The organism is Ruegeria sp. YTSA226 (assembly GCF_059609905.1).
The window spans coordinates 89,271-110,298 of record NZ_JBXWMQ010000003.1 but is presented as its reverse complement, the minus strand read 5'-3'; the positions used below and the strand labels follow the sequence as shown (position 1 = coordinate 110,298).

The window sequence follows — 21,028 nt, the reverse complement described above, 5'->3', positions numbered from 1 at the left end:
AACATAATGAGTGCCAAGCAGATTTCAGTATTGTTGATTTCACCGGACGAGCAGATTTACTCGGCCATCGAAGGCTCGTTGCGGGGGCAGGCGAACTGCCGGTTCACCGGTCGTCAGGACACCGTTGCGGGGGTAAACGGCTCTGCGATCTCGCTGACTGCAGAGCATGATGTTGTTCTGTTCGATGTGGATGAGAATTCCGGGGACCTACTGCAAACCGCACGGAAAATCTGTGATGCCCGTATGCCAAATGCGATCATCATTGCGTTGGCCCATGAGGATCTGCCCTTGGAAAAGGCGCGCCAGCTGAAAAAGCTTGGTGTCGACGACGTTCTTCCGAGAAAGTGGATCGACGAGGAAATTGTGCCGCAGGTGGACGCAATCCGGGCCCGCCGTCAGGCGCAGTTGCCGGCCGTGTGGGGCGGTCAGGCAACCCTGGGCAAAGTGATCGCCGTGGCGAAATCCCGTGGTGGGGTTGGATCGTCTATCGTCGCTGCCAATCTGGCCAACGAGCTACAGGCCAAGGAAGGGTTCTTCAAGAAGAAAGCCGCCAACGAAGTCGCGGTTGTCGATTTGGATTTTCAGTTCGGATCTATTGCCGCCCTGATGGATGTTGAGGAAAGTGACGCCATGTGGCGGATGGCGATGGATGAGAGCATTCCCGATGGCGCCTTTCTGGAACAGGCCATGACCAAATCCCCCTGTGGGGTTGATGTTCTGGCTGCACCGTCGCGCTTTGGTCCTCTCAGTGCCATTAATGAAGAACAGATCTCGGCCATTTTGGACAGCCTTAAGCGCAGCCATGATTATGTGATTATTGATCTGCCGCGAGCTCTGGTCGAGTGGATCACGCCGGTGTTGTCGCAAGCCGACCGGCTGCTTTTGGTAACGGATGTCGCAGTGCCTTCGATCCGGTCAGCGCGGAAATTGATGGATTTCTATCACGCCGAAAACCCGGCCTTGGAAATCCAGCTGGTTGCGAGCCTGGAAAAGAAACCCCTGATCCCGGCCGCGCACCACCGCGCAGCGGCAAAGCTGTTGGAACAGGATTTCGCCCACTGGATCCCCAAGGATGAGCGAACCGTTCGTGAATGCGTGGATCGGGGCGTACCTCTGCAAGAGGTCTCAAACCGGGCGCCTCTGACACGGGCCATCCGCCGCATCGCGCAGGAAACCACAGTTTCTCTGCCGCCACGCGTGGGCAAACAGTAAATCGAAGTCCGAAGATGTGAAGATCAGTTAAGTAAAAGGTAAAGCAGAATGTTTCGTGAATTTGACAGAACGGGTCGCACAACATCCCAATCCCCAAAAGTTGTGCCGTTGGACACGAAACAGCCGAACGGAAATGTTGCTGATATCGAGGTCAAGAACGCCGAACGCCGTGCCATGGAGCGCGAGCGCGAGATGGACCGTATCGACCTCAAGGCCCGGATGCACAACTCGTTGCTTGATAAGCTGAATCTGGCTGTGATCGACAAGGTCGAAGAAGACACATTGCGGGGCGAAATCGGCAAACACGCAACTGATCTGTTGCGGTCCGAGGGCCGGGCCATGCGGTCTGAGGAAATCAAGCTTTTGGTCGAAGAACTGATGCACGAGGTGCTTGGGCTTGGGCCACTGGAGCCTTTGCTGGCCGACCCTTCGATCAACGATATTCTGGTGAACGGTCACAAGCAGATTTTCGTCGAACGTTCAGGTATTCTGGAAAAAACCTCGGCGCGTTTTCGGGATGAACGTCATTTGCTTCGGATCATCGACAAGATTGTCAGTCGTGTCGGCCGTCGTATTGATGAACGCCAACCCTGGGTGGATGCGCGGCTTGAGGATGGCAGCCGTGTAAACGCGATCATTCGGCCCTGCGCGCTGGACGGGCCGGCCTTGTCGATCCGTAAATTCGCGCGCGTACCGCTGACGATGGAGCGGTTGGTTAAGAACGATGCATTGAATGACAGTGCTGCGGCGTTGTTGCGCGGTCTGGTCGAGGCAAAGATGAATGTCCTGATTTCCGGAGGAACCGGATCAGGTAAAACGACAATGCTGAATGCCCTGTCTTCCTATATCGGCGGCAACGAACGGGTCGTGACCATCGAAGACGCTGCTGAACTGCAACTGCAGCAGGAACATGTTCTCCGCATGGAGACCCGCCCAGCCGGTTTGGACGGGACCGGCGCTGTGGCCCAGCGTGATCTTGTCCGCAACGCGCTGCGGATGCGCCCTGACCGTATTGTGGTCGGCGAGGTGCGCGGATCAGAGGCCTTCGACATGCTGCAGGCGATGAATACCGGCCATGACGGTTCGATGACGACCGTTCATGCCAACAGTCCACGCGATGCGCTGTCTCGGGTCGAACAGATGGTACAGATGGGCGGGATGGAGCTGCCGCATTCGGCGATCCGGGCCACCATCGCTTCGGCCATCCACTTTGTGCTTCAGTTGAACCGACTGTCAGACGGGACGCGCCGGGTTACTTCGATCTCGGAAGTGACTGGAATGGAAGGCGACATCATCACCATGCAGGACATCTTTGTTTTCAAGCGCGAAGGCAAGGATGAAGACGGCAAGGTTCTGGGCCGGTTCATGCCCACGGGAATTCGGCCAAAATCCAGTGATGCACTGGCGGCTGCCGGGGTCGACCTGTCCACCGTCAAGTTCAACTAAGGAGGTCCGGGATGTTCGAGAAAATCAGGTCATATCTGGCCAATCTGAACATCAACAACCTGATCGGCCCGGAAATGGAAGTTGCCGGGTTCGATGTCAGGTTTGTTCTGGCGCTTGCGGTTTTCCTGGGTGCGCTGATTGCTTTTGAAGGGCTGCGTCAGTTTATGCGGCGTGGCGAAAACCGCGAAGAGGCGATCAACCGCCGAATTCAGATGCTGTCCGAGGGGAAGTCGGGTGAGGATGTCCTCAGCCTGTTGAAACCGCAGGAAGCCAAGCCACTGTTGCGGAGTTTCCCGCTGGTGGGGGATTTGCCTCTGGCGTTGAAGGTTTCGGGCCTGAACATGGTTCCCGAAATGTTTCTGGCCGGTTGTGGCGCAGCCTTTCTGATCTCGGCCATTGGTGGGTCTATGGTGGCTGATCCATTGAAAGTGGTCCCCACCTGCGCCCTTGTTTTCTTGATTGCGCCACTGGTTGCGTTGGGGGTGACGTTGCGCAAGCGCAAGGCGGCGTTGATCAAGCAGTTGCCCGATGCGCTGGACCTGATGTCCCGTGGATTGAAGGTGGGGCACCCACTGAACACAACCTTACAAAGTGTCGCCGAAGAAATGCCTGACCCAATTGGAACTGAGTTTGGGCTGGTCGTTGATCAGGTCTCTTATGGCGAAGAACTGACGACTGCGATCAAAAGCATGGCTGACCGCATCGATGAAGAAGATATCCAGTATCTAGCTGTTGCGCTGATGATGCAGCACGGCACAGGTGGTGACCTGGCCGGCATCTTGCGCACGCTGGCCCGCGTGATCCGAGCGCGAATGTCATTGCGTCGCAAGGTCAAGGCCATCTCGGCCGAAGGCCGCATGACGGCTTATATCCTGTCATCCATTCCCGTTGGCATTGCCGTGTTCATGACCATCATGACGCCGACATATTATGGCGATGTCGCGGACTCTCCGGCCTTTGTGCCAGTCATGAGCGTTATCGCAGTGACCATCGTCCTGAACGCGATTGTGATGTTCAAGCTTGTGAATTTCCGGATTTGAAGAGGCGTATTCGATGGAGTATTTGAGTTCGATTTTTGATAGCGAATTATCAACGCAGATCCTGGTTCTGGGTTGTGTGCTGATAGGTGCGGTCGTAGCGTTTCTTGGTATCTCGTCCTCGCTTAGCGAACGGTCCACAGCCGCAGAGCGCATGGTGTCAAGCCGACCACGTCAGGCTTTGTCACGGGCAGTTCCTGAAAAAGTCGAGGGCGAAGCGCCGACAGGGTTGAGTGCGGCCCTGATACCCAGCGATGCCAGTGTACGTTTCGAAGTTGGGCAGGTGTTGGCGCGTTCCGGATTTCGCAGCAAAAACGCAATCGTGAATTTCTATCTTATCCGTTTGGGGCTGGCGACGTTCCTGCCGCTGGCCTTCCTCTTCCTGATGTCCTGGCAACCGGCAAACAACTTGGGTGCGCGGATCGCGGAATATACGTCCAGCCTGAACGCGTTCGAGATTATCCGGAATGTCGGCGTATTGTGCGGGATCGGGTATCTCATACCGCAGTTATGGATGGGCGCCCGGATCAAAGAGCGCAAGCGCCTGATGGAAAATGCGTTTCCGAACATGCTGGATCTACTTCAGATCGGTATCGAGGCTGGCCTCGGTTTTGATCAGGCCTTGCTGAAAGTGGCGGTTGAAATGCAGCTTGTCGCGCCGGAAATGTCCGAAGAGATGCTGATTGCGCTTTCCGAGATTCAGGCAGGGCGCGACCGAGATACCGCGCTGATGCGTATGGCGCGTCGAACAGGTATCGAGGAAATGAGCTCATTCGTAAGCGTTGTGCTGCAATCGACCCGGTTTGGCGTTCCCCTGGCTGCGGCTTTGAACACCTATGCCGAAGAAATGCGTGAACTGCGCGAGGTGCGGGCACAGGAAAAGGCCAACAAGTTGCCTGTCCAAATGTCGGCGGTTATGGCCAGTTTTATGTTGCCTGCAATCGCTGGGCTGATCCTGGCCCCGATCGTGATCCGTTATATGGATGCGTTTGGCCCCTAAGACGCTGACATGGTCAGAACCAAAGCGCAGTAGCCGACCAGATTGCAAGGATCACCCCGGATGATCCGATAGCAATTCCAAGAGGAAATTCGCGCGACTGGGCGGTCGACTTGATATGCGGGGAAGTTTGTCGGGCGAGACGCCGAAACAGCGACATTCCGATCAGCCCCGCTGCCATGCAGCCTGCCAGTATTAGCAGATAGGTCGATACGACCGGGACCGGAATTGCGGCAAATACGATTGGCAATATCTTGGCGTCGCCACCGCCCAGCCAACCCGCTGCAAACAGGCCGAAACAAATCGCAAAACACGCTGCGGCCACAAGAAGGCGCAGCAGCAGTTGGTTCCAATCCGGAAACGGCGCGGTCACAAGCACGACTGCACCGCCCAGCAGGCAGTACAGGTTAGGGATGCGCATTTGGGTGAAATCCGTCCAGGCGATCATTACGAACAGCGGTGTGAATACCCACAATGTCAGCCAGGACTGCCAGTCCAGTTCAGGCATCAGGCACGTGCCTGGCCAGGTTTCCCAAAAAGGGCCTCGCGCTCTTCTACCGATACCAAGCGCCGGGCCAGCATGTGGAAGGTGTCCAGCGCCGTTTTTGAATAGATATGCTTGAGATGCGTGCGAACTGTCGCTGGTCCGATCTCAAGTTCGGCACCAATGGACTGAGGCGACAACCCGCGTGAAACAAGAACGCAAACACGCCATTCGGCACGGGTCAGGCCCGTTGGGTTCTCGGTGCTGAGAATAGGTGCTTCACTGTATGATTTTCTGAGTGCGGTGACTGATTGCCGAGACAATGATTCAGTGATCAGTCCGGCTCGGCGGGCCTGATAGGTCTCGGATAGTTGCGGAGCCACCTGTTCAATAGCTTCGCGGTAACCGGGTTCGGAACTCTGCCCGAAATGAAGTTCCAGAAAGTCGATTTCGCCGCCGTTATGGTCCAGGCATATGAACAGAATGTCATCCAGCTTGCGGTGCGACATCCAATCTAACAAAACTGCGGAGATATCACTGGGGTCTGCCCCGTCATCTCGCAGACTAAACACCGAGGCGCGTTTTGGTTTGTTCCGAAACGGGCCGAGGGCGTCGTTGGCGAAAGAATGAAACAACGGTCTTTGGAATTTTGGATCCCGTGTGTCAGCCCGTGCGGCAACACGATGGGCCCCTTTGTTCAGCCACACACGGCTGATGACAGCACAATCGGCGCCAAATGCTTTGACGATACCTTCAAGCGCGGCATCAAGAACGACGCCTGCCTGGCTCCAATGAATGAAATTAATGATGGCTCTGGCATGAAGCGCGTTTGGCAACCACGCAGCGCTCTGAGCATTCCCCCGGACCATAGATAACAACCTGTACTCGAACAAACATAAACGCGCATTTGCAATATAAGAGTGCGCAACCTCCTACCGATTCTTTACATTCCTATAGTTCTATATAATCGTCTAAAACTCATCTAAAAAATCATTAACCTAATTATGTACGATCAATTCGTCGCGTTTCAGTAAACAAACTGCACAAAATCCGCGGACTATTTCTTTGACCTATTCGCGGAATGCGGGGTGAAGCGTAGTGGTTTATGCCTTTTTTGTAAGGTTATTGCGCTTGTTTGGTCGTCGGTTGGTCGGGCGGTTGCCTGTATTCACCGATGCAGCCGTGGAGGGATTAACCGGTTTTCAATTTGTCACAATTCTTGATTTGCACGATGCTTCGGGTTTGAGAACCCAGGTTCAAACGGCTTGATCTCCAGGGGAAGTCAGCTCGTCCCGGTGACCATCTGAGCTGTATCATACGGCCCGGGCTCTCCTTTAGATTTAGCAACAACTTCTTGTAGATTTAGCAACAACTTCTTGCTTGCCGAGCAGAGCGGCACTGCCTGCATGGCGATCACCGGCATGTTTTCAAATAATACCTTTTAATTTCAATTCTTAAGAAGCATAAGATGTTTAAGAATTTACAAGAATCCGCACCTAGGTGTTCATTTGTTTACATAACATAGCTGCTTTTTGAATAGGTTATTGAGAAATTTTCAGAACCCCCGCCATACTCGCGGTGCGTAAACCTGCGCAATCGTTTGCTGGAAGAGGAGCCAACAGACGTAAAACAGGGAACTGGGAGGAATGAATGACTAATAAATCTGTCACACGCCGCGGCGTGCTGAAGTCTGGTGCTGTTGCCGGTACCGGTCTGGCCCTACCTACGATTTTTACCGCATCGTCGGCTGCTGCATATACTAACGAACCTTCTGGGTCGTCTGTCACATTGGGTTTCAATGTTCCGCAGACCGGGCCTTATGCAGAAGAGGGTAATGATGAACTGCTGGCACAGCAGCTTGCAGTCGAGCATCTGAATGGTGAGGGCGATGGCGGTTGCCTGAACACCTTTACGTCCAAGGCCCTGAAAGGGAACGGGATTCTTGGTAAAAAGGTCGGGTTCGTAACCGGCGACACCCAGACCAAATCGGACGCCGCACGCGCATCGGCCAAGTCGATGATCGAAAAAGACGGTGCGATCATGATCAACGGCGGCTCGTCCTCGGGCGTGGCTGTCGCAGTTCAGGGTCTGTGTCAGGAAGCGGGCGTGATCTTCATGGCTGGCCTGACCCATGCCAACGACACGACCGGTAAGGACAAGAAGGCGAACGGTTTCCGCCATTTTTTCAATGCTTATATGTCGGGCGCTGCTCTGGCGCCGGTTCTTGCTGCCGAAATGGGCAGTGAACGCCGGGCCTATCATCTGACCGCTGACTACAACTGGGGCTGGACTCAGGAAGAGTCGATTGTGGCCTCGACCGAAGCCCTGGGATGGGAAACGGTCAACACGGTCAAAACACCGCTCGCGTCGACGGACTTCTCGTCCTATATCGCGCCGGTTCTGAACTCGGGCGCGGATGTGCTGGTTCTGAACCACTATGGCGGTAACATGGTGAACTCGCTGACCAATGCGATTCAGTTCGGCCTGCTCGACAAGGTGGCCAACGGCAAAGACTTTAAGATTGTCGTGCCGCTGTATTCCGAACTGATGGCTGCCGGTGCTGGCGAGAACATCAAGGGCGTGCTGGGTTCGATGAACTGGAACTGGCAGCTGCAAGACGAAGGCACCAAGGCCTTTGTGAAATCCTTTGGTGAGAAATACGGCAAGCCGCCGTCCAATTCGGCTCAGACCTGCTATGCACAGGTTCTGCTCTATGCAGATGCGTGCGAACGAGCGGGTACCTTCAACCCCTGTGGTGTCGCCGAAGCGCTGGAAGATTTCGAGTTCGACGGTCTGGGCAACGGGCCGACCTGGTATCGAGGCGCGGATCATCAGTGCTTTAAGGATGTGCTGGTGGTGCGGGGCAACGAGAACCCGACCAACGCCTATGACACGCTGGAGATCGTCGAGATCACCCCACGCGCGCAGGTCGAATACGATCCCGAGCACCCGATGTTTGCCGGTGGCGAACTGGGTAAATGCAATCCGGGCGCGTAACACAAGCGCGAGAATTTTCGACGAAAATTCTCTGACCTAGAAAACGGGCTCTCCCGGCTATGGGGGAGTCCACTGGACAGGCCAAAGGTGGGGACTATGGACGCCATTCTTCTGCAAATTCTGAACGGGTTGGACAAGGGGTCGGCTTATGCGCTGATCGCGCTTGGCCTGACGCTGATTTTCGGAACGCTTGGAGTTGTGAACTTTGCCCATGGGGCGCTGTTCATGATTGGCGCGTTCTGCGCCGTGTCTTTGCAAAAACTCTTTAACTTGAGCTACGTGACCCTTGATGAAAGTCAGAAAGATTTTCTGGGCAACCCGCTGAAGGTTGAAACCCCGTATATAGAGGCCTGGTTCGGCCCCGAGATTGGCGCGTCAATCATAGATTGGTCCGTTCCTCTGGCTGTCCTGTTCGCGATCCCGATCATGTTGTTTGTCGGCTATGTGATGGAGCGCGGGCTGATCAAACATTTTTACAAGCGCCCTCATGCGGATCAGATCCTTGTGACTTTTGGCCTGGCGATCGTGCTGCAGGAGATCATCAAATATTTCTTCGGTGCCAATCCGATCCAGACCCCGCCCCCCGATATGCTGAGTGGGTCTGTTGATCTTGGCATCATGGTTGGATTCGATCCCAACGCCATCATCTATCCGATCTGGCGGCTGGTCTATTTCGGGTTTGCCGTTGGCATTATCGGAGCGGTGTTCTCGTTCCTGCAATTCACAACCTTTGGCATGGTCGTGCGGGCTGGCATGGCAGATCGTGAAACGGTGGGCCTGCTGGGGATAAATATCGACAGGCGGTTTACCATCATGTTCGGGATTGCGGCCGCGGTCGCGGGTCTTGCCGGGGTGATGTACGGGCCGCTCAACCCCCCGAATTATCACATGGGCATGGACTTTCTGGTTCTCAGCTTTGTGGTTGTGGTTGTGGGGGGGATGGGCTCATTGCCGGGCGCGGTTTTGGCCGGGTTCCTGCTTGGCGTGCTCGAAAGCTTTGCGTCGACCACCTGGGCCACGACCACGATCCCCGGCATCAACCAGATCATCATCTACCTTGTCGCCATCATCGTGCTTTTGACCCGTCCACGCGGGTTGATGGGGCGCAAAGGCGTGATGGAGGAATAAGCCATGTTGGGACTGAACAAGAGAGATACCAGCCTGCTGATCATCGTCGCCATACTGACCCTGTTGGCGCCCTTTATCCTGAACCCGTTCCCCGAAGGCAGCGCCATGGCGCAGTTCAACGCGGGCTATCCCGATTTGATGCAGCGGTTCGTGATCTTTGGGATCTTTGCGATCGGCTTCAACATTCTGTTTGGATTGACCGGATACCTGTCCTTTGGCCATGCGGCCTTTCTTGGGGTGGGGTCGTATTCCGCAGTGTGGATGTTCAAACTGCTCAGCTATAACGTCGTTCCGGCCATCGCGCTCAGCGTTCTTGTCGCCGGGGTGTTTTCGCTGCTGATCGGATTTGTCAGCCTGCGTCGGTCGGGCATCTATTTCTCGATCCTGACGCTGGCTTTTGCACAGATGAGCTTTGCACTGGCCTATTCGGTGCTTTCGAACCCAAAATTCAACCTGACAAATGGTGAGACCGGCTTGCAGGTCTATGCGGACGATCCGCAGATCCTGCAATCGGCCAGCGCGCCGAACCTACCGCATCTGTTCGGCATTCCCATGCGCGCGACCTATACGTTGGATGTGGGTGCCTGGAGCTTTGACTTTAACGCGGGCTATTACCTGTGTGCGGTGATCATGATGGCGGTGTTCTATCTCTCTATCCGGATCTTCCGCTCGCCCTTTGGCATGATGCTGCGGGCGGTGAAATCCAACCAGCAGCGGATGAATTATACCGGTCTAAATTCGAAACCCTACACACTGGCAGCCTTTGTGATTTCGGGCATGTATGCCGGTCTGGCGGGGGGGCTGATGGCTGCAATGGACCCGCTGGCCGGGGCCGAGCGGATGCAGTGGACTGCCTCGGGCGAGGTGGTGCTGATGACAATTCTGGGCGGTACAGGGACCCTGATCGGGCCGGTACTGGGAGCAGGCTTTATCAAGTATTTCGAAAACATCTTCTCGAAGATCAACGACAATGTTCTGCACAGCTGGTTCGCTTTCCTGCCCGATGGGCTTGAGGACGCGGTTGTGTTCCTGATCCATCCGTTCATCGGCAAGGGTTGGCATCTGACGCTGGGTATCCTGTTCATGCTGGTGGTGATCTATCTGCCGGGTGGGCTGGTTGAAGGTGGTCAGCGGCTGATGGGTTGGTTCAAGCGTAAGAAACCGGGCGCCGATGATGCCCCGAAGGGCAAAACCGAGCCAGCGGAATAAGGGGGCACCATGGCAATTCTACGAGTCAAAGACGTCAGCAAACGCTTCGGTGGCCTCAAGGCGCTGTCGGATGTGAACCTCAACGTCGAAGAAAACTCGGTCCACGCGATCATCGGCCCGAACGGTGCGGGCAAGTCAACCTTGCTGAACTGTTTGGTGGGAAAGCTGATGCCGGATACCGGTTCTGTTTTGTTCGACAACAATTCTGTTTTGGGGTTGGAACCCTATCAGATCAACCAGATGGGCATCAGCCGTGTGTTCCAGACGCCCGAGATTTTCGGGGATTTGACTGTGATGGAGAACATGTTGATCCCGATCTTTGCGATGCGGGACGGCGCGTTTCGGATGCACGCCTATGAAACCATCTCCAGTGAAAAGGCGATTGTCGAGCAGGCCGAGGCGATGCTGTTAGAGATGAACATGGCTGACAAACGCGAGATGCACGCGGCATCGCTGTCACGCGGGGACAAGCGACGACTTGAGATCGGCATGTGCCTCAGCCAGAACCCGCGCCTGCTTTTGCTGGACGAACCCACCGCCGGGATGGCCCGGGCAGATACCAACAACACGATCGACCTGCTCAAACAGATCAAGGACGAGCGTGACATTACCATCGCCATCATTGAACATGACATGCATGTGGTGTTCAGCCTGGCCGAGCGCATCACCGTTCTGGCGCAGGGAACACCTCTGGTCGAAGATACGCCAGAAAACATCCGCGGGCATCCCAAGGTTCGCGAAGCTTATCTGGGTGAGGCCGCGTAAGGAAAAGCAATGAACGAGAAACCTGACTTTTCGAAAAACGCCAATATGGCCAGCACCGCCCCTGCGTTTTTGTCCGTATGGGACATGCATTCATACTATGGCGAAAGCTATATCGTGCAGGGCGTCAGCTTTAACGTGCACGAAGGTGAAATTCTGGCCCTGCTGGGCCGGAATGGTGCTGGCAAGACCTCGACGCTCAGATCCATCGCGCGGGTCAGTGACCCCGAGGTGCGTCATGGTGAAATCTGGCTGGATCACAAGCCGCTGCACAAAATGTCCAGCTATGAGGCCGCCGCTGCAGGCCTTGGCCTTGTGCCCGAGGATCGTCGTATCATCCCCGGTCTGACGGTCGAAGAGAACCTGCAACTCGCCCAGATCGCTCCACCTGTCGGCTGGTCGCTGGAACGGCTTTATGAGCTGTTCCCAAGGCTGGGTGAGCGCCGCAAGCAAGAAGGCATTACCCTGTCGGGCGGAGAGCAGCAGATGCTGTCGATTGCGCGGGCTTTGGCACGGGACATCAAGGTGTTGCTTCTGGATGAACCCTATGAAGGGCTTGCCCCGGTGATCGTGGATGAGATCGAAAAGACTCTGCTTCACGTCAAACAGCAGGGTATGACCACGATCATTGTCGAGCAGAACGCGGTGCGCGCCCTGGAATTGGCGGACCGTGCGATCATTCTGGATACGGGCAGCATCGTGTTTGATGGAGCCGCCAGCGAGGTGTTAGAGAATCCACAGCTGCGCGAGGAATATCTGGCAATCTGAACATGCGGATTCAGCAATTGTTCTGAACCGTCGGGCGGGGTGTTCATCCCCGCCCTTTTTCGTTGTTCAGCTTTCGATTGGCGGTGTCCTGGGGCCGGGTCACCAATGGAAAATGACAATATTCAACGAATTTCTAGAATTTACGGATAATTTATTATGTAATTTCAACACCCTATCTAGGGCTACGGGAAACCCCCTATATCTTTGATTGGAGCGATTCGTTAGCTTCAAATCATCCAAGGAGTTTCCAAGGACCTACCACTTTTCCCCCTTGAGGGGCTGGCTACTTACCCCCTCGGCCGGCCCCTCACTAGTCGGGGGACATCAACCCAATTCCCCCAAAAGCTCACTTACAAGCGCAGGCACTTCGTGCCAGTCGGCGAAGTTACGGGTATGATACAGTTCAGAAACCGGGCTTTTCCGATAACCTTCCGTGAATAGCAAAAAGGGCACCTGGGCCCGTTCAGCGGTTTCTGCGTCGACCTCACTGTCACCCACGAACAGGCGCGGACCTATAGCGGCCACTGCGTTAAAACTTGCCTCAAGATGGGCTGGGTCTGGTTTGCGCGTGGCCAGGCTGTCACCACCCAGGGTGGCATCGAAATGATGGGTCAGGCCCATCGACTTCAGAACATGGTCAGCCGGTGCTTTGGGTTTGTTTGTACAAACACCCAGAACACATCCCATCTGGCGCAGCTGTTCAAGCGCTTCGGCCACGCCGGGGTAGACGACGGTTTTGTCGCTGGAGGCTGCGTTGTAGTGGGTCAGCGTCAGTTCCGATAGCTCGGCATGGCGATCCATAGGCAGGTCGCAATGAAACATCATACGTTCTACCAATTTCGGGAGGCCATTGCCGACGAATTGTTTGATCGTGTCCTGGGGCAGGGGCGAGACACCAGTGTCCCGCAGCATTGCATTCGCAGCGGCGGTGATGTCCGGAAGGCTGTCGACCAGTGTTCCGTCCAAATCGAACATAATTGTAGCGCTCATTAAAATCCTTGCCTCTGAAGCTGCACCGCAAGTCCTAACTGGTGTGTTCAGGCAGTGCAATTCAACCCGGTTGCGAGAGTGGGATATTGAGGCTTGACATACCTGACTAAAATAATCAGATTATATTTCAAGCCGTCAGCAACCCCGGAATCGGGCCAGCCAGATACCCGAAAAGTAGACCGATAAGGCGCATTGCCTGAAACCCTCCGGAGTGATCCTGATGAATGTTCAGAACCCGAATCCCAGCCAGTCTTTTGCCGTATCAATGCTGCCTGCACATAAGGCTGAAGATCTGACCAAAGGGGGCAATCTGGCCCATATCGAGCTGGGCGATCAGCTGTACACCCTGCGCATCACGCGCGCGGGCAAACTGATCTTGACCAAATGAGCGCGCCTGCAGCCCGGGGTGGCGCGACCGTTGGCCGTCTGTCCGACCTAAGCCCTGTCGAGGCCGGTGCGGTCATGTATCTGCGCCTCTGGGGGGACGGAATGCAAACGCGTATGGATGCGGCGCAGGACTTTCAGATCGCCCTGGGTACGGATCAGGGCCGGGCAGCGATGTTGACGCTGGACCGGCTGTGCTCGCTTTGTGCCCATCACGGGCGGCGCCCGCTGATCCGGCATGGGTTGGGCTGTGCCTGCCTTGGCGCGGATGAAAACTGTTTCGCCCAGATGATTGCGGCGGCATCAGAAGGCGCGCGCGAAGACGCTATGATGATGGCGTCCCTGATCGTCCGTCCCGATTTTGCCCCCGCATTGGCCGCTTTGTCCGAGGAATTAGGGCTGGCTTTGCGACACATGACGGTCTCGATCCCGATGCCAACCTCTAGACATCAGAACCCCACTGCCACGCTGCACTAAGCAGCAGGGCAGGTGCAGAACCCCGGCGAATGCGCGCCGGGGTTCCGTGCCCTCAGCAGCAGCCGCACCCTGCGTGGTGATGGTCATGATCGCATGAGGGTGGCGGGCTGTAATCACCAACTTCTGCCAGCACATCCCGTAATGCCCACAGGATCATGTCCACATCTTCCGCTTCGATCGTCAGCGGCGGGCGAATTTTCAGGATGCTGTCCTTTGGGCCTTCGCTGCCAATAAGAATCCGGTGGTCGCGCATCCGGTTCTTGACATATTTGCAGATCTCACGGCCTTCAGAGCCATCGGGGTTGATCAGTTCGACTCCAACGAACAGGCCCATGCCGCGCACATCACCGACAGATCCGAAATCGGTCTCGATCTGACGCAGGCCTGTCATCAACCTGTCGCCCATCAGGCGGGCATTGTCCTGCAAGCCTTCATCATCGACGATATCCAGAACTTCTTTGCCGATGCGGCAGGACAGGGTCGATCCGCCAAAGGTCGAAAAGAACTCGATCCCGTTGTCAAAGCTGCGGGCGATCTCTTTGGTAGTAACCAGAACGCCCAATGGATGACCGTTGCCAATGGGTTTGCCCATGACCACGATATCCGGCAGCGCGCCTTGATGCTCAAAGCCGAAATAATATTCGCCCAGACGCCCCAGACCTGTCTGCACCTCGTCGGCGATGCAGACACCACCAGCGGCGCGGATTTTCTCATAAACCGCGGGCAGATAGCCTTTGGGTGGTATGATCTGCCCGCCAACTGAAGGGAAGGTCTCGGCAATGAAACCGGCAACGCCCTGACCTTTGTCCTGTAGGGCTGCAATCGCTGGGTCCACTAGATCTGCAAACTTCTGGGCGCTATCGGGGTCGTCGCGCCGGAAAGACCCTCGGTAGTCATCCGCGACCTCAACCAGTTCCACCCAATCCGCCTGACCAACTCCGCCCGGTTTGTTGAACTTATAGGCCGAAATTGCCACGGCGGCGGTGGTATTGCCGTGATACCCGTGATCGGGCGTCACGATCCCTTTGGCGCCGGTATGGGCGCGGGCCAGCCGCAGGGCGAGCTCATTGGCTTCGGTGCCGGAATTCACAAAGAAGCAGACCTCGAGGTGATCGGGCAGCTTGGACAGAACCTTATCGGCAAAAGCCGTCTGGGCCGGATGCAGATACCGGGTGTTGGAATTCATCCGCTTGAGCTGATCTGCTGCGACAGCCTGAATGCGCGGGTGGGCGTGGCCCACATGGGGTACATTGTTATACGCATCCAGATAAGGGCGACCCCATTCGTCAAACAGGTGATGCTTCCAACCGCGTACCAGCATGACTGGATCGTCATAGGTCAGGGACAGGTTGCCTCCGAAGTGGTCCTGCCGTCCCTGCAGGATCGCCTGTTTATCGGTCGGCCGATAGAACACCTTGTCATCGGGAAGGTTCAGCAGAGCCGCCGGATTCGGGCAGACGGCGTGCCACAGTTCAAGCTCGTCAGGGTCGCCAACACCCGGCCAGTTGGCCCGCATCCCGTTCGTAGTCAGGGCCAGCTGGAAATGTACATGTGGGGCCCAGCCCCCGTTCTGTGTGACATCCCCAAGCCGTGCAAACGCCGCTCCCTGTGCGACTGGATCGCCCGGGTTCAGCCTGTCGCAGACCTCGGGGTCCAAATGTCCGTAGAGTGTATAGAACGGATCGCCTTGGGGTGTTTCGTGATGCAGGATCACCACCCCGCCATAGTCAAGGTGACTGTCGCGATTCTCGACCGCCTCGACCCGGCCACTGATCGGGGCATTCAGGACAGTGCCAGCAGGCGCGAACACATCCACCGCCAGATGCACGGTGCGTCGGTCCGAAGCTTTCCATGGCCCTTTGCGGAACCCCGGCTCTGCGTAAATCAGGCGGGGTTCATTGTAATATCCCAACCAGAATTCTGTGCCATATTCCTCGCCAACACGTGCCGCCTCGGCCAGGGGCATGTGGAAAGGATTTTGCGGCCACACCGAGTTTTCGACCGATAGCGAGCCAATGGGCACATCTTTTAGACCCTGCCCAAACATCTCGGCGAATTGACCGCGATGCGCGGACAGATAGGCGTGGATGCGCTCGGCCCCATCGGTGACCGGTAGACTACAGGCGACGCGCAGGCGCGCTGGCATCAATCCGCCATTGACGCTTTGGTCCTCAAGAAACCGCCAGGCCGGCGCCTGACTGATGGTGACATAAGGATCATCCGGGTTTTCAAGGGCCATCAGGGTCGAGTTCACAACCGACACAGCCAGTCGCATACGCAAGAGAGGCCAGATCAGTTCGACTTCGTCCGCGCGCAGGGGGTTTGCCGCCTGATAGCCGCGCACCAGTGCCGCCAATGCGCGTTCGGGTTGCGGATGATCCAATACGATATAGGCCCCGGCAATCGCCAGATCGCAAACGCGTGGCGCGGCACACATATCGCCAAGGTCAATCAAGCCCGACACCCCCGGGCGCTGGCCAGGCTCTGCTTCGACCAGAACGTTATAGTCATTGGCGTCATTATGAATCGCCTGACTGGGCAAGCCTGCCAACTTGCCCGATATCGCATTGAATTCGGAACATATCTCGGCCAGCACTGCCTGCCGCGCGGGGCTACTAACGGCGTCCAGATGCTGTTCGATCCACCCTGCCTGCGTCAGATTCCATTTGAAATCGCCCCGGGCCAAACCCTCATGCGTGAACCGCTCTAATGCGCGGTCTGTAGCACCCAGAACGCGACCCAGCTTTAGGATCAACTCTTCGGATTTGGGTGCCGATTTCGCATAGCATTGCCCAGGCAGGCATTCCAGCAACCAAACAAGGCGCGGTACCCCCTCGTGATCTTCGATTCGGGGCAGATAGCCCCTCTGCAAATCGGGAAACACTGTAGGAAATGGCAGCCCTGGTGCTTCTGAGGCGATATGTTCTAAGGCTTTGACCTGCAGGTCCACAAGCTCTGCTTCGCATCCGGGGCGCATGACTTTCAGCACATAATCCTGTCCGTTGGTTGCCCGGACCAGAAAATTAAGATCGTATTCGCCGTCCAATCGGGTCAGCCGCGCGTCCAGCCCCCAGTTTTGCCGCAAAGCATTAGCCCAAAATGCGATGATGTCGTTCATTTGAAACCCTGTCCCAGTAAACCGGGGTCCTTTTCATCTGGCTAAAAATATCTTCGGGAGTGAATTGGCCCTGCGGGCCAAGAGGGGGCAGACAGCCCCCTTTTCCCGTTACCCCAATGCGCGCAACCGTTTAATAAGCGAGGACGTATCCCACCGATTCCCGCCCATTTTCTGCACATCCTTATAGAACTGATCAACCAAAGCCGTCACCGGCAGGGATGCCCCTGTTTCATCTGCGGTATCCAAGCAAATTCCCAGATCCTTGCGCATCCAGTCCACCGCGAAACCGTGCTCAAAATGATCGTCCAACATGGTTTCATAGCGGTTCGCCATCTGCCAACTGCCTGCGGCCCCCTGACTGATCACTTCCACAACCGCCCGGCCATCCAGCCCGGCTTTTTCGGCAAAATGCAGCGCCTCGCTGAGGCCCTGAACCAGTCCGGCAATGGCGATCTGGTTGCACATCTTGGTCATCTGACCGGCGCCACTGTCCCCAATGCGGCGACAGATTTTGGAATAGACCTGCATAATGGGCTCGGCCGCGTCATAGGCAGCCTGATCCCCCCCGCACATGATCGACAGAACGCCGTTTTCAGCCCCGGCCTGACCGCCCGAAATCGGCGCGTCCACAAAGGCAATCCCTGCGGCTTTGCCCGCGCCATAAAGCTCTCGGGTTACCTTTGCCGAGACGGTCGTATGGTCGACGAAAACCGCGCCGCTTGACATTGCGCCGAAGGCACCATCGTCGCCGGTGCAGACCATGCGCAGATCATCGTCATTGCCCACACAAGCCATGACAAACTCGGCTCGCTCAGCCGCCTCGCGCGGGGTAGCGGCCATTGAGCCGCCATATTGGGCGACCCAAGCCTCGGCCTTAGCGGTTGTTCGGTTGAAAACCGTGACCTCATGACCTGCAGCCTGCAGGTGGCCGGCCATTGGATATCCCATGACACCCAAACCAAGGAACGCAACTTTTGCCATTTGGTGAACCTCTCTGCTGTCCGGGTCCGGTCAGACGCCGCAAGCCGGATTGTTTGGCAGAGACAAAGCAAAGCTGAAGACAAAGGGCAACCCCGTGTCAGGGTTGTCCGCCCAAATCCTTCAGGATCGGACAATCAGGCCTGTCGTCGCCGGCGCAGGCGTCAATTAAATGACCCAACGTATCGCGCATCGCATTAAGGTCGGCAATCTTCGCTTCGATCTGGACCATATGCGCGCGGGCAACCTTCTTCACATCTGCACTTGCGCGGGTTTCATCCTCATACAAGGCCATCAGGGTCCGGCAATCTTCGATCGTAAATCCCAATGCGCGGGCCCGGCCTAAAAAGTTCAGTTTGTGCACATCCTGACTGCGGAACCGGCGATAGCCATTATCATCGCGCAGCGGTTTGATCAGTCCGATATCTTCGTAATAGCGGATGGTCTTGGCCGGGAGACCGGTTTGGTTGGAAACGTCGCCGATATTCATGACGTCACCATTTGTGGAGCCGCCGGATGTGATCCCTCGGGCAGGCTGGCGCGAACCCTGCGAAGTCGCAACGCGTTGGTGACGACAAAGACGCTGGACAAAGCCATGGCTCCAGCCGCCAGAACCGGGGAAAGAAGCGGGCCGCCAAAAGGATACAGAATCCCGGCGGCGACAGGGATCAGCAAAACATTATATCCAAACGCCCAGCCCAGATTCTGTTGGATATTGCTCATGGTCCGGCGACTGATTTCGACTGCATTGGCAACCGCGCGCAGATCGCCCGACATCAGTACCACATCCGCCGTTTCAATCGCCACATCCGTGCCAGTTCCGATAGCAATGCCGACATCCGCCGCAGCCAATGCCGGGGCGTCGTTGATCCCGTCACCGACAAAGGCCAGCTCTCCGAACTGGTCGCGCAGGGCGTTGATTGTGGCGAGCTTCCCGTCCGGCAGGACCTCGGCTGTAACATGGTCAATGCCCAGCTTGTCTGCCAAGGCCTGCGCAGTCAGGGCGTTGTCCCCGGTGACCATCGCCAATGTCAGGCCCATCGTGTGCAGCCTGCGCAATGCCTCGACCGTGCCGGGTTTGACCGGGTCGGAAACCGCAAGAAGTGCTGCAGCCTGACCGTTGATCGCGACGAACACAGGTGTCGCCCCTTCGGCGGCATGCTGGTCGGCCTGTTGGCTCAGCGCGGATAGATCAATGCCGTTCTGCGCCATTAATCTGGGTGAGCCGATCAACAGATCGTGCCCATCAACGGACGCGCGCGCACCCAGCCCGGTTAGCGATTCAAAACTGGAAATGGGGGGCAGGTTCGCCGGTCCGGCCCGCGTGATTGCCGAGGCAATCGGGTGTTCGGATCGCGACTCGACCGCAGCAGCCAGCCGTAAAACGGTGTCGCTGTCAAACCCATTCGTGGTCGTGACATTCGCCAGTTCAGGGCGCCCCAGTGTCAGCGTCCCGGTCTTGTCCAGCGCGATGATTTTGACCTGTTGCAGTTGCTGTAACGCATCACCTTTGCGAAACAGGACGCCCAGTTCGGCGGCTCGCCCAGTCCCCACCATGATCGAAGTCGGAGTCGCCAACCCCATGGCGCAAGGACAGGCTATGATCAAAACCGAAACACCTGCGACCAATGCCATCGGCAAGGCAGGAGCGGGGCCAAAGACCAGCCAGACCGCAATGGTCAGTAGGGCAACGCCAATCACAACGGGAACAAACCACGCCGTGATCCGGTCGACCAGCCCCTGTATCGGCAACTTGGCACCCTGAGCTTGCTGAACCATCTGGATCACCTGCGCCAGCACCGTTTCGGACCCAACCCGCGTGGCGCGCACGCGCAGCGCGCCCGTGCCGTTGACCGTGCCCCCTATCACCTGATCTTCGGCCGATTTCCCTATAGGAACGGGTTCGCCGGTAATCATGCTTTCATCCACGTATGAGGTGCCGTCCAACACCTGAGCATCGACTGGGACGCGCTCTCCGGGTCGGATCTGCAGCACATCGCCAACCAGTATTTCGGATATGGGTCGATCGACCGTGCCCCCGTCCTGTTCTAGCCGGGCTGTTTTCGGTTGAAGCCCGACCAGTTTGCGAATGGCGGCCCCGGTCCGGCCTTTTGCCCGCGCCTCCATCGCGCGACCCAGCAGGATAAGGACCACGATGACCGAGGCGGCCTCGTAATACACATTTGCACTGCCTTGTGGCAGAACCTGAGGCGCAAAGGTGGCCAGGACGGAATACAGATAGGCGGCACCGGTTCCCATCGCGACCAGCGCATTCATATCAGGTGTCCCGCGCAGCAAGGCCGGGATACCCTTGGCATAGAACACCCTTCCGGGGCCGATCAGCAGAACCGACGTCAGGACAAACTGGATGATATGGCTGGTCTGAATCCCGATTGTTGCCTGAACCCAGTGATGAAAGGCTGGGATCATGTGCCCGCCCATCTCGAGTATAAACACGGGCAAAGCCAGCGCCGCAGCGATCAGGGTGGTGCGGATCAGCGCAGAGGCTTCGCCCGGTTTCTCATCGTTGCTTTCGGCCATCCTGGAAGGGTGCGCCGGATAGCCCGCTTTGGTGCTTAGCTGCGCCAGCTTCACAGGATCAGTTGCCCCGTCGGCAAAACGAATGATCGCGGTTTCAGTGGCCAGGTTGACCCGAGCACTTATGACGGCCGGATCTGCGCAGAGTGTTCGTTCAATCCTTGCGACGCAAGAAGCACAATTCATACCGTCAATTTGCAGAACGGCTTCTGCCACTGACACCGGATAACCAGCTTTGTCCAGCGCGCCGGTCAGGTCGCTGATTGGCCCGTCATAAGTGACCTGTGCAGTCTCGGTTGGGAAGTTGACCGAAGCCTCGGTAACCCCGGGAACATTGCGCAACGCAGATTCCACGCGGCCTACGCAGGATGCGCAGCTCATTCCGGTGACCTTCAGTCTGATAGTATGTGAGTTGGCCAATCGACTCATCCTGTCCTGTTTCCAACCCTAGATGGGGGTTCCAGTCACAGGAAGGTCAAGGGCAGAGATCATGATTCAGGCAC

At 56.7% G+C, this 21,028-nt stretch carries 18 protein-coding genes; 11 read left to right on the top strand and 7 right to left on the bottom strand.

Annotated elements, in window-relative coordinates; all coding sequences use genetic code 11:
* The first annotated feature begins 6 nt into the window (after nt 1-6).
* From AC2FFF_RS05510 to AC2FFF_RS05495, 4 genes are read left to right on the top strand one after another with little or no spacing between them, the layout of a single operon-like run.
* Nucleotides 7-1,212, top strand: coding sequence for a CpaE/TadZ family protein (locus tag AC2FFF_RS05510; RefSeq protein ID WP_142635739.1), 1,206 nt, complete (start codon nt 7-9; stop codon nt 1,210-1,212).
* A gap of 48 nt (nt 1,213-1,260) precedes the next feature.
* A complete protein-coding gene (locus AC2FFF_RS05505; protein ID WP_142635741.1) occupies nt 1,261-2,658 on the top strand; it encodes a TadA family conjugal transfer-associated ATPase in 1,398 nt (465 codons plus the stop codon).
* Between the two features lie 11 nt (nt 2,659-2,669).
* Nucleotides 2,670-3,698, top strand: coding sequence for a type II secretion system F family protein (locus AC2FFF_RS05500; protein WP_142635743.1), 1,029 nt, complete (start codon nt 2,670-2,672; stop codon nt 3,696-3,698).
* A gap of 13 nt (nt 3,699-3,711) precedes the next feature.
* Nucleotides 3,712-4,695, top strand: a complete 984-nt coding sequence (locus tag AC2FFF_RS05495; protein ID WP_142635745.1) for a type II secretion system F family protein — start codon at nt 3,712-3,714, stop codon at nt 4,693-4,695.
* A 13-nt stretch (nt 4,696-4,708) separates the two neighbouring features.
* Here the strand turns inward: AC2FFF_RS05495 and AC2FFF_RS05490 are convergent, their stop codons facing one another.
* Both AC2FFF_RS05490 and AC2FFF_RS05485 read right to left on the bottom strand, forming a co-directional pair.
* Nucleotides 4,709-5,200 (bottom strand): A24 family peptidase, encoded by a 492-nt coding sequence (locus AC2FFF_RS05490; protein WP_142635747.1) that lies wholly within the window; start codon nt 5,198-5,200, stop codon nt 4,709-4,711.
* On the bottom strand, nt 5,200-6,045 hold the full coding sequence (locus AC2FFF_RS05485; protein WP_246097200.1) for a helix-turn-helix transcriptional regulator: 846 nt from the start codon (nt 6,043-6,045) through the stop codon (nt 5,200-5,202). The genes AC2FFF_RS05490 and AC2FFF_RS05485 overlap by 1 nt, the downstream gene beginning before the upstream one ends.
* Nucleotides 6,046-6,826: 781 nt before the next feature.
* Between AC2FFF_RS05485 and AC2FFF_RS05480 the strand changes: the two genes are divergently transcribed.
* The 5 genes from AC2FFF_RS05480 (at nt 6,827) to AC2FFF_RS05460 (ending at nt 12,040) form a co-directional block, all read left to right on the top strand.
* Entirely contained in the window at nt 6,827-8,173 is a 1,347-nt protein-coding gene (locus AC2FFF_RS05480) for a substrate-binding protein (protein ID WP_142635750.1), read from the top strand.
* Between the two features lie 96 nt (nt 8,174-8,269).
* Nucleotides 8,270-9,301: a branched-chain amino acid ABC transporter permease gene (locus AC2FFF_RS05475; RefSeq protein WP_142635752.1), complete on the top strand. Its 1,032-nt coding sequence runs from the start codon at nt 8,270-8,272 to the stop codon at nt 9,299-9,301.
* Nucleotides 9,302-9,304: 3 nt separating this feature from the next.
* Nucleotides 9,305-10,510, top strand: a complete 1,206-nt coding sequence (locus AC2FFF_RS05470; RefSeq protein ID WP_142635754.1) for a branched-chain amino acid ABC transporter permease — start codon at nt 9,305-9,307, stop codon at nt 10,508-10,510.
* Between the two features lie 9 nt (nt 10,511-10,519).
* A complete protein-coding gene (locus AC2FFF_RS05465; RefSeq protein ID WP_142635756.1) occupies nt 10,520-11,275 on the top strand; it encodes an ABC transporter ATP-binding protein in 756 nt (251 codons plus the stop codon).
* A 9-nt stretch (nt 11,276-11,284) separates the two neighbouring features.
* The gene (locus AC2FFF_RS05460) at nt 11,285-12,040 is read left to right on the top strand and encodes an ABC transporter ATP-binding protein (RefSeq protein ID WP_496882885.1); all 756 of its coding nucleotides are present in this window, start codon (nt 11,285-11,287) and stop codon (nt 12,038-12,040) included.
* A gap of 324 nt (nt 12,041-12,364) precedes the next feature.
* Here AC2FFF_RS05460 and gph read toward each other — a convergent pair whose 3' ends face one another.
* Nucleotides 12,365-13,030 carry a phosphoglycolate phosphatase gene (gene gph, locus AC2FFF_RS05455; RefSeq protein ID WP_281972468.1) on the bottom strand — a complete coding sequence of 222 codons (666 nt, stop codon included), beginning with the start codon at nt 13,028-13,030 and terminating at the stop codon, nt 12,365-12,367.
* A gap of 220 nt (nt 13,031-13,250) precedes the next feature.
* Here gph and hemP point away from each other — a divergent pair, with 220 nt between their 5' ends.
* Nucleotides 13,251-13,418, top strand: coding sequence for a hemin uptake protein HemP (hemP, locus tag AC2FFF_RS05450; RefSeq protein WP_142635762.1), 168 nt, complete (start codon nt 13,251-13,253; stop codon nt 13,416-13,418).
* Nucleotides 13,415-13,891, top strand: coding sequence for a hypothetical protein (locus AC2FFF_RS05445; RefSeq protein ID WP_281972467.1), 477 nt, complete (start codon nt 13,415-13,417; stop codon nt 13,889-13,891). The genes hemP and AC2FFF_RS05445 overlap by 4 nt, the downstream gene beginning before the upstream one ends.
* A gap of 52 nt (nt 13,892-13,943) precedes the next feature.
* Here the strand turns inward: AC2FFF_RS05445 and AC2FFF_RS05440 are convergent, their stop codons facing one another.
* From AC2FFF_RS05440 to AC2FFF_RS05425, 4 genes are all read right to left on the bottom strand, one after another.
* Complete coding sequence (locus AC2FFF_RS05440) at nt 13,944-17,009, bottom strand: aminotransferase class III-fold pyridoxal phosphate-dependent enzyme (RefSeq protein ID WP_281972466.1); 3,066 nt, start codon at nt 17,007-17,009, stop codon at nt 13,944-13,946.
* A 108-nt stretch (nt 17,010-17,117) separates the two neighbouring features.
* The gene (locus tag AC2FFF_RS05435) at nt 17,118-17,990 is read right to left on the bottom strand and encodes an NAD(P)-dependent oxidoreductase (RefSeq protein ID WP_281972465.1); all 873 of its coding nucleotides are present in this window, start codon (nt 17,988-17,990) and stop codon (nt 17,118-17,120) included.
* Nucleotides 17,991-18,087: 97 nt separating this feature from the next.
* Nucleotides 18,088-18,477 carry a Cu(I)-responsive transcriptional regulator gene (cueR, locus tag AC2FFF_RS05430; RefSeq protein WP_142635768.1) on the bottom strand — a complete coding sequence of 130 codons (390 nt, stop codon included), beginning with the start codon at nt 18,475-18,477 and terminating at the stop codon, nt 18,088-18,090.
* Nucleotides 18,474-20,954 carry a heavy metal translocating P-type ATPase gene (locus AC2FFF_RS05425; protein ID WP_281972464.1) on the bottom strand — a complete coding sequence of 827 codons (2,481 nt, stop codon included), beginning with the start codon at nt 20,952-20,954 and terminating at the stop codon, nt 18,474-18,476. The genes cueR and AC2FFF_RS05425 overlap by 4 nt, the downstream gene beginning before the upstream one ends.
* Nucleotides 20,955-21,028 lie beyond the last annotated feature (74 nt).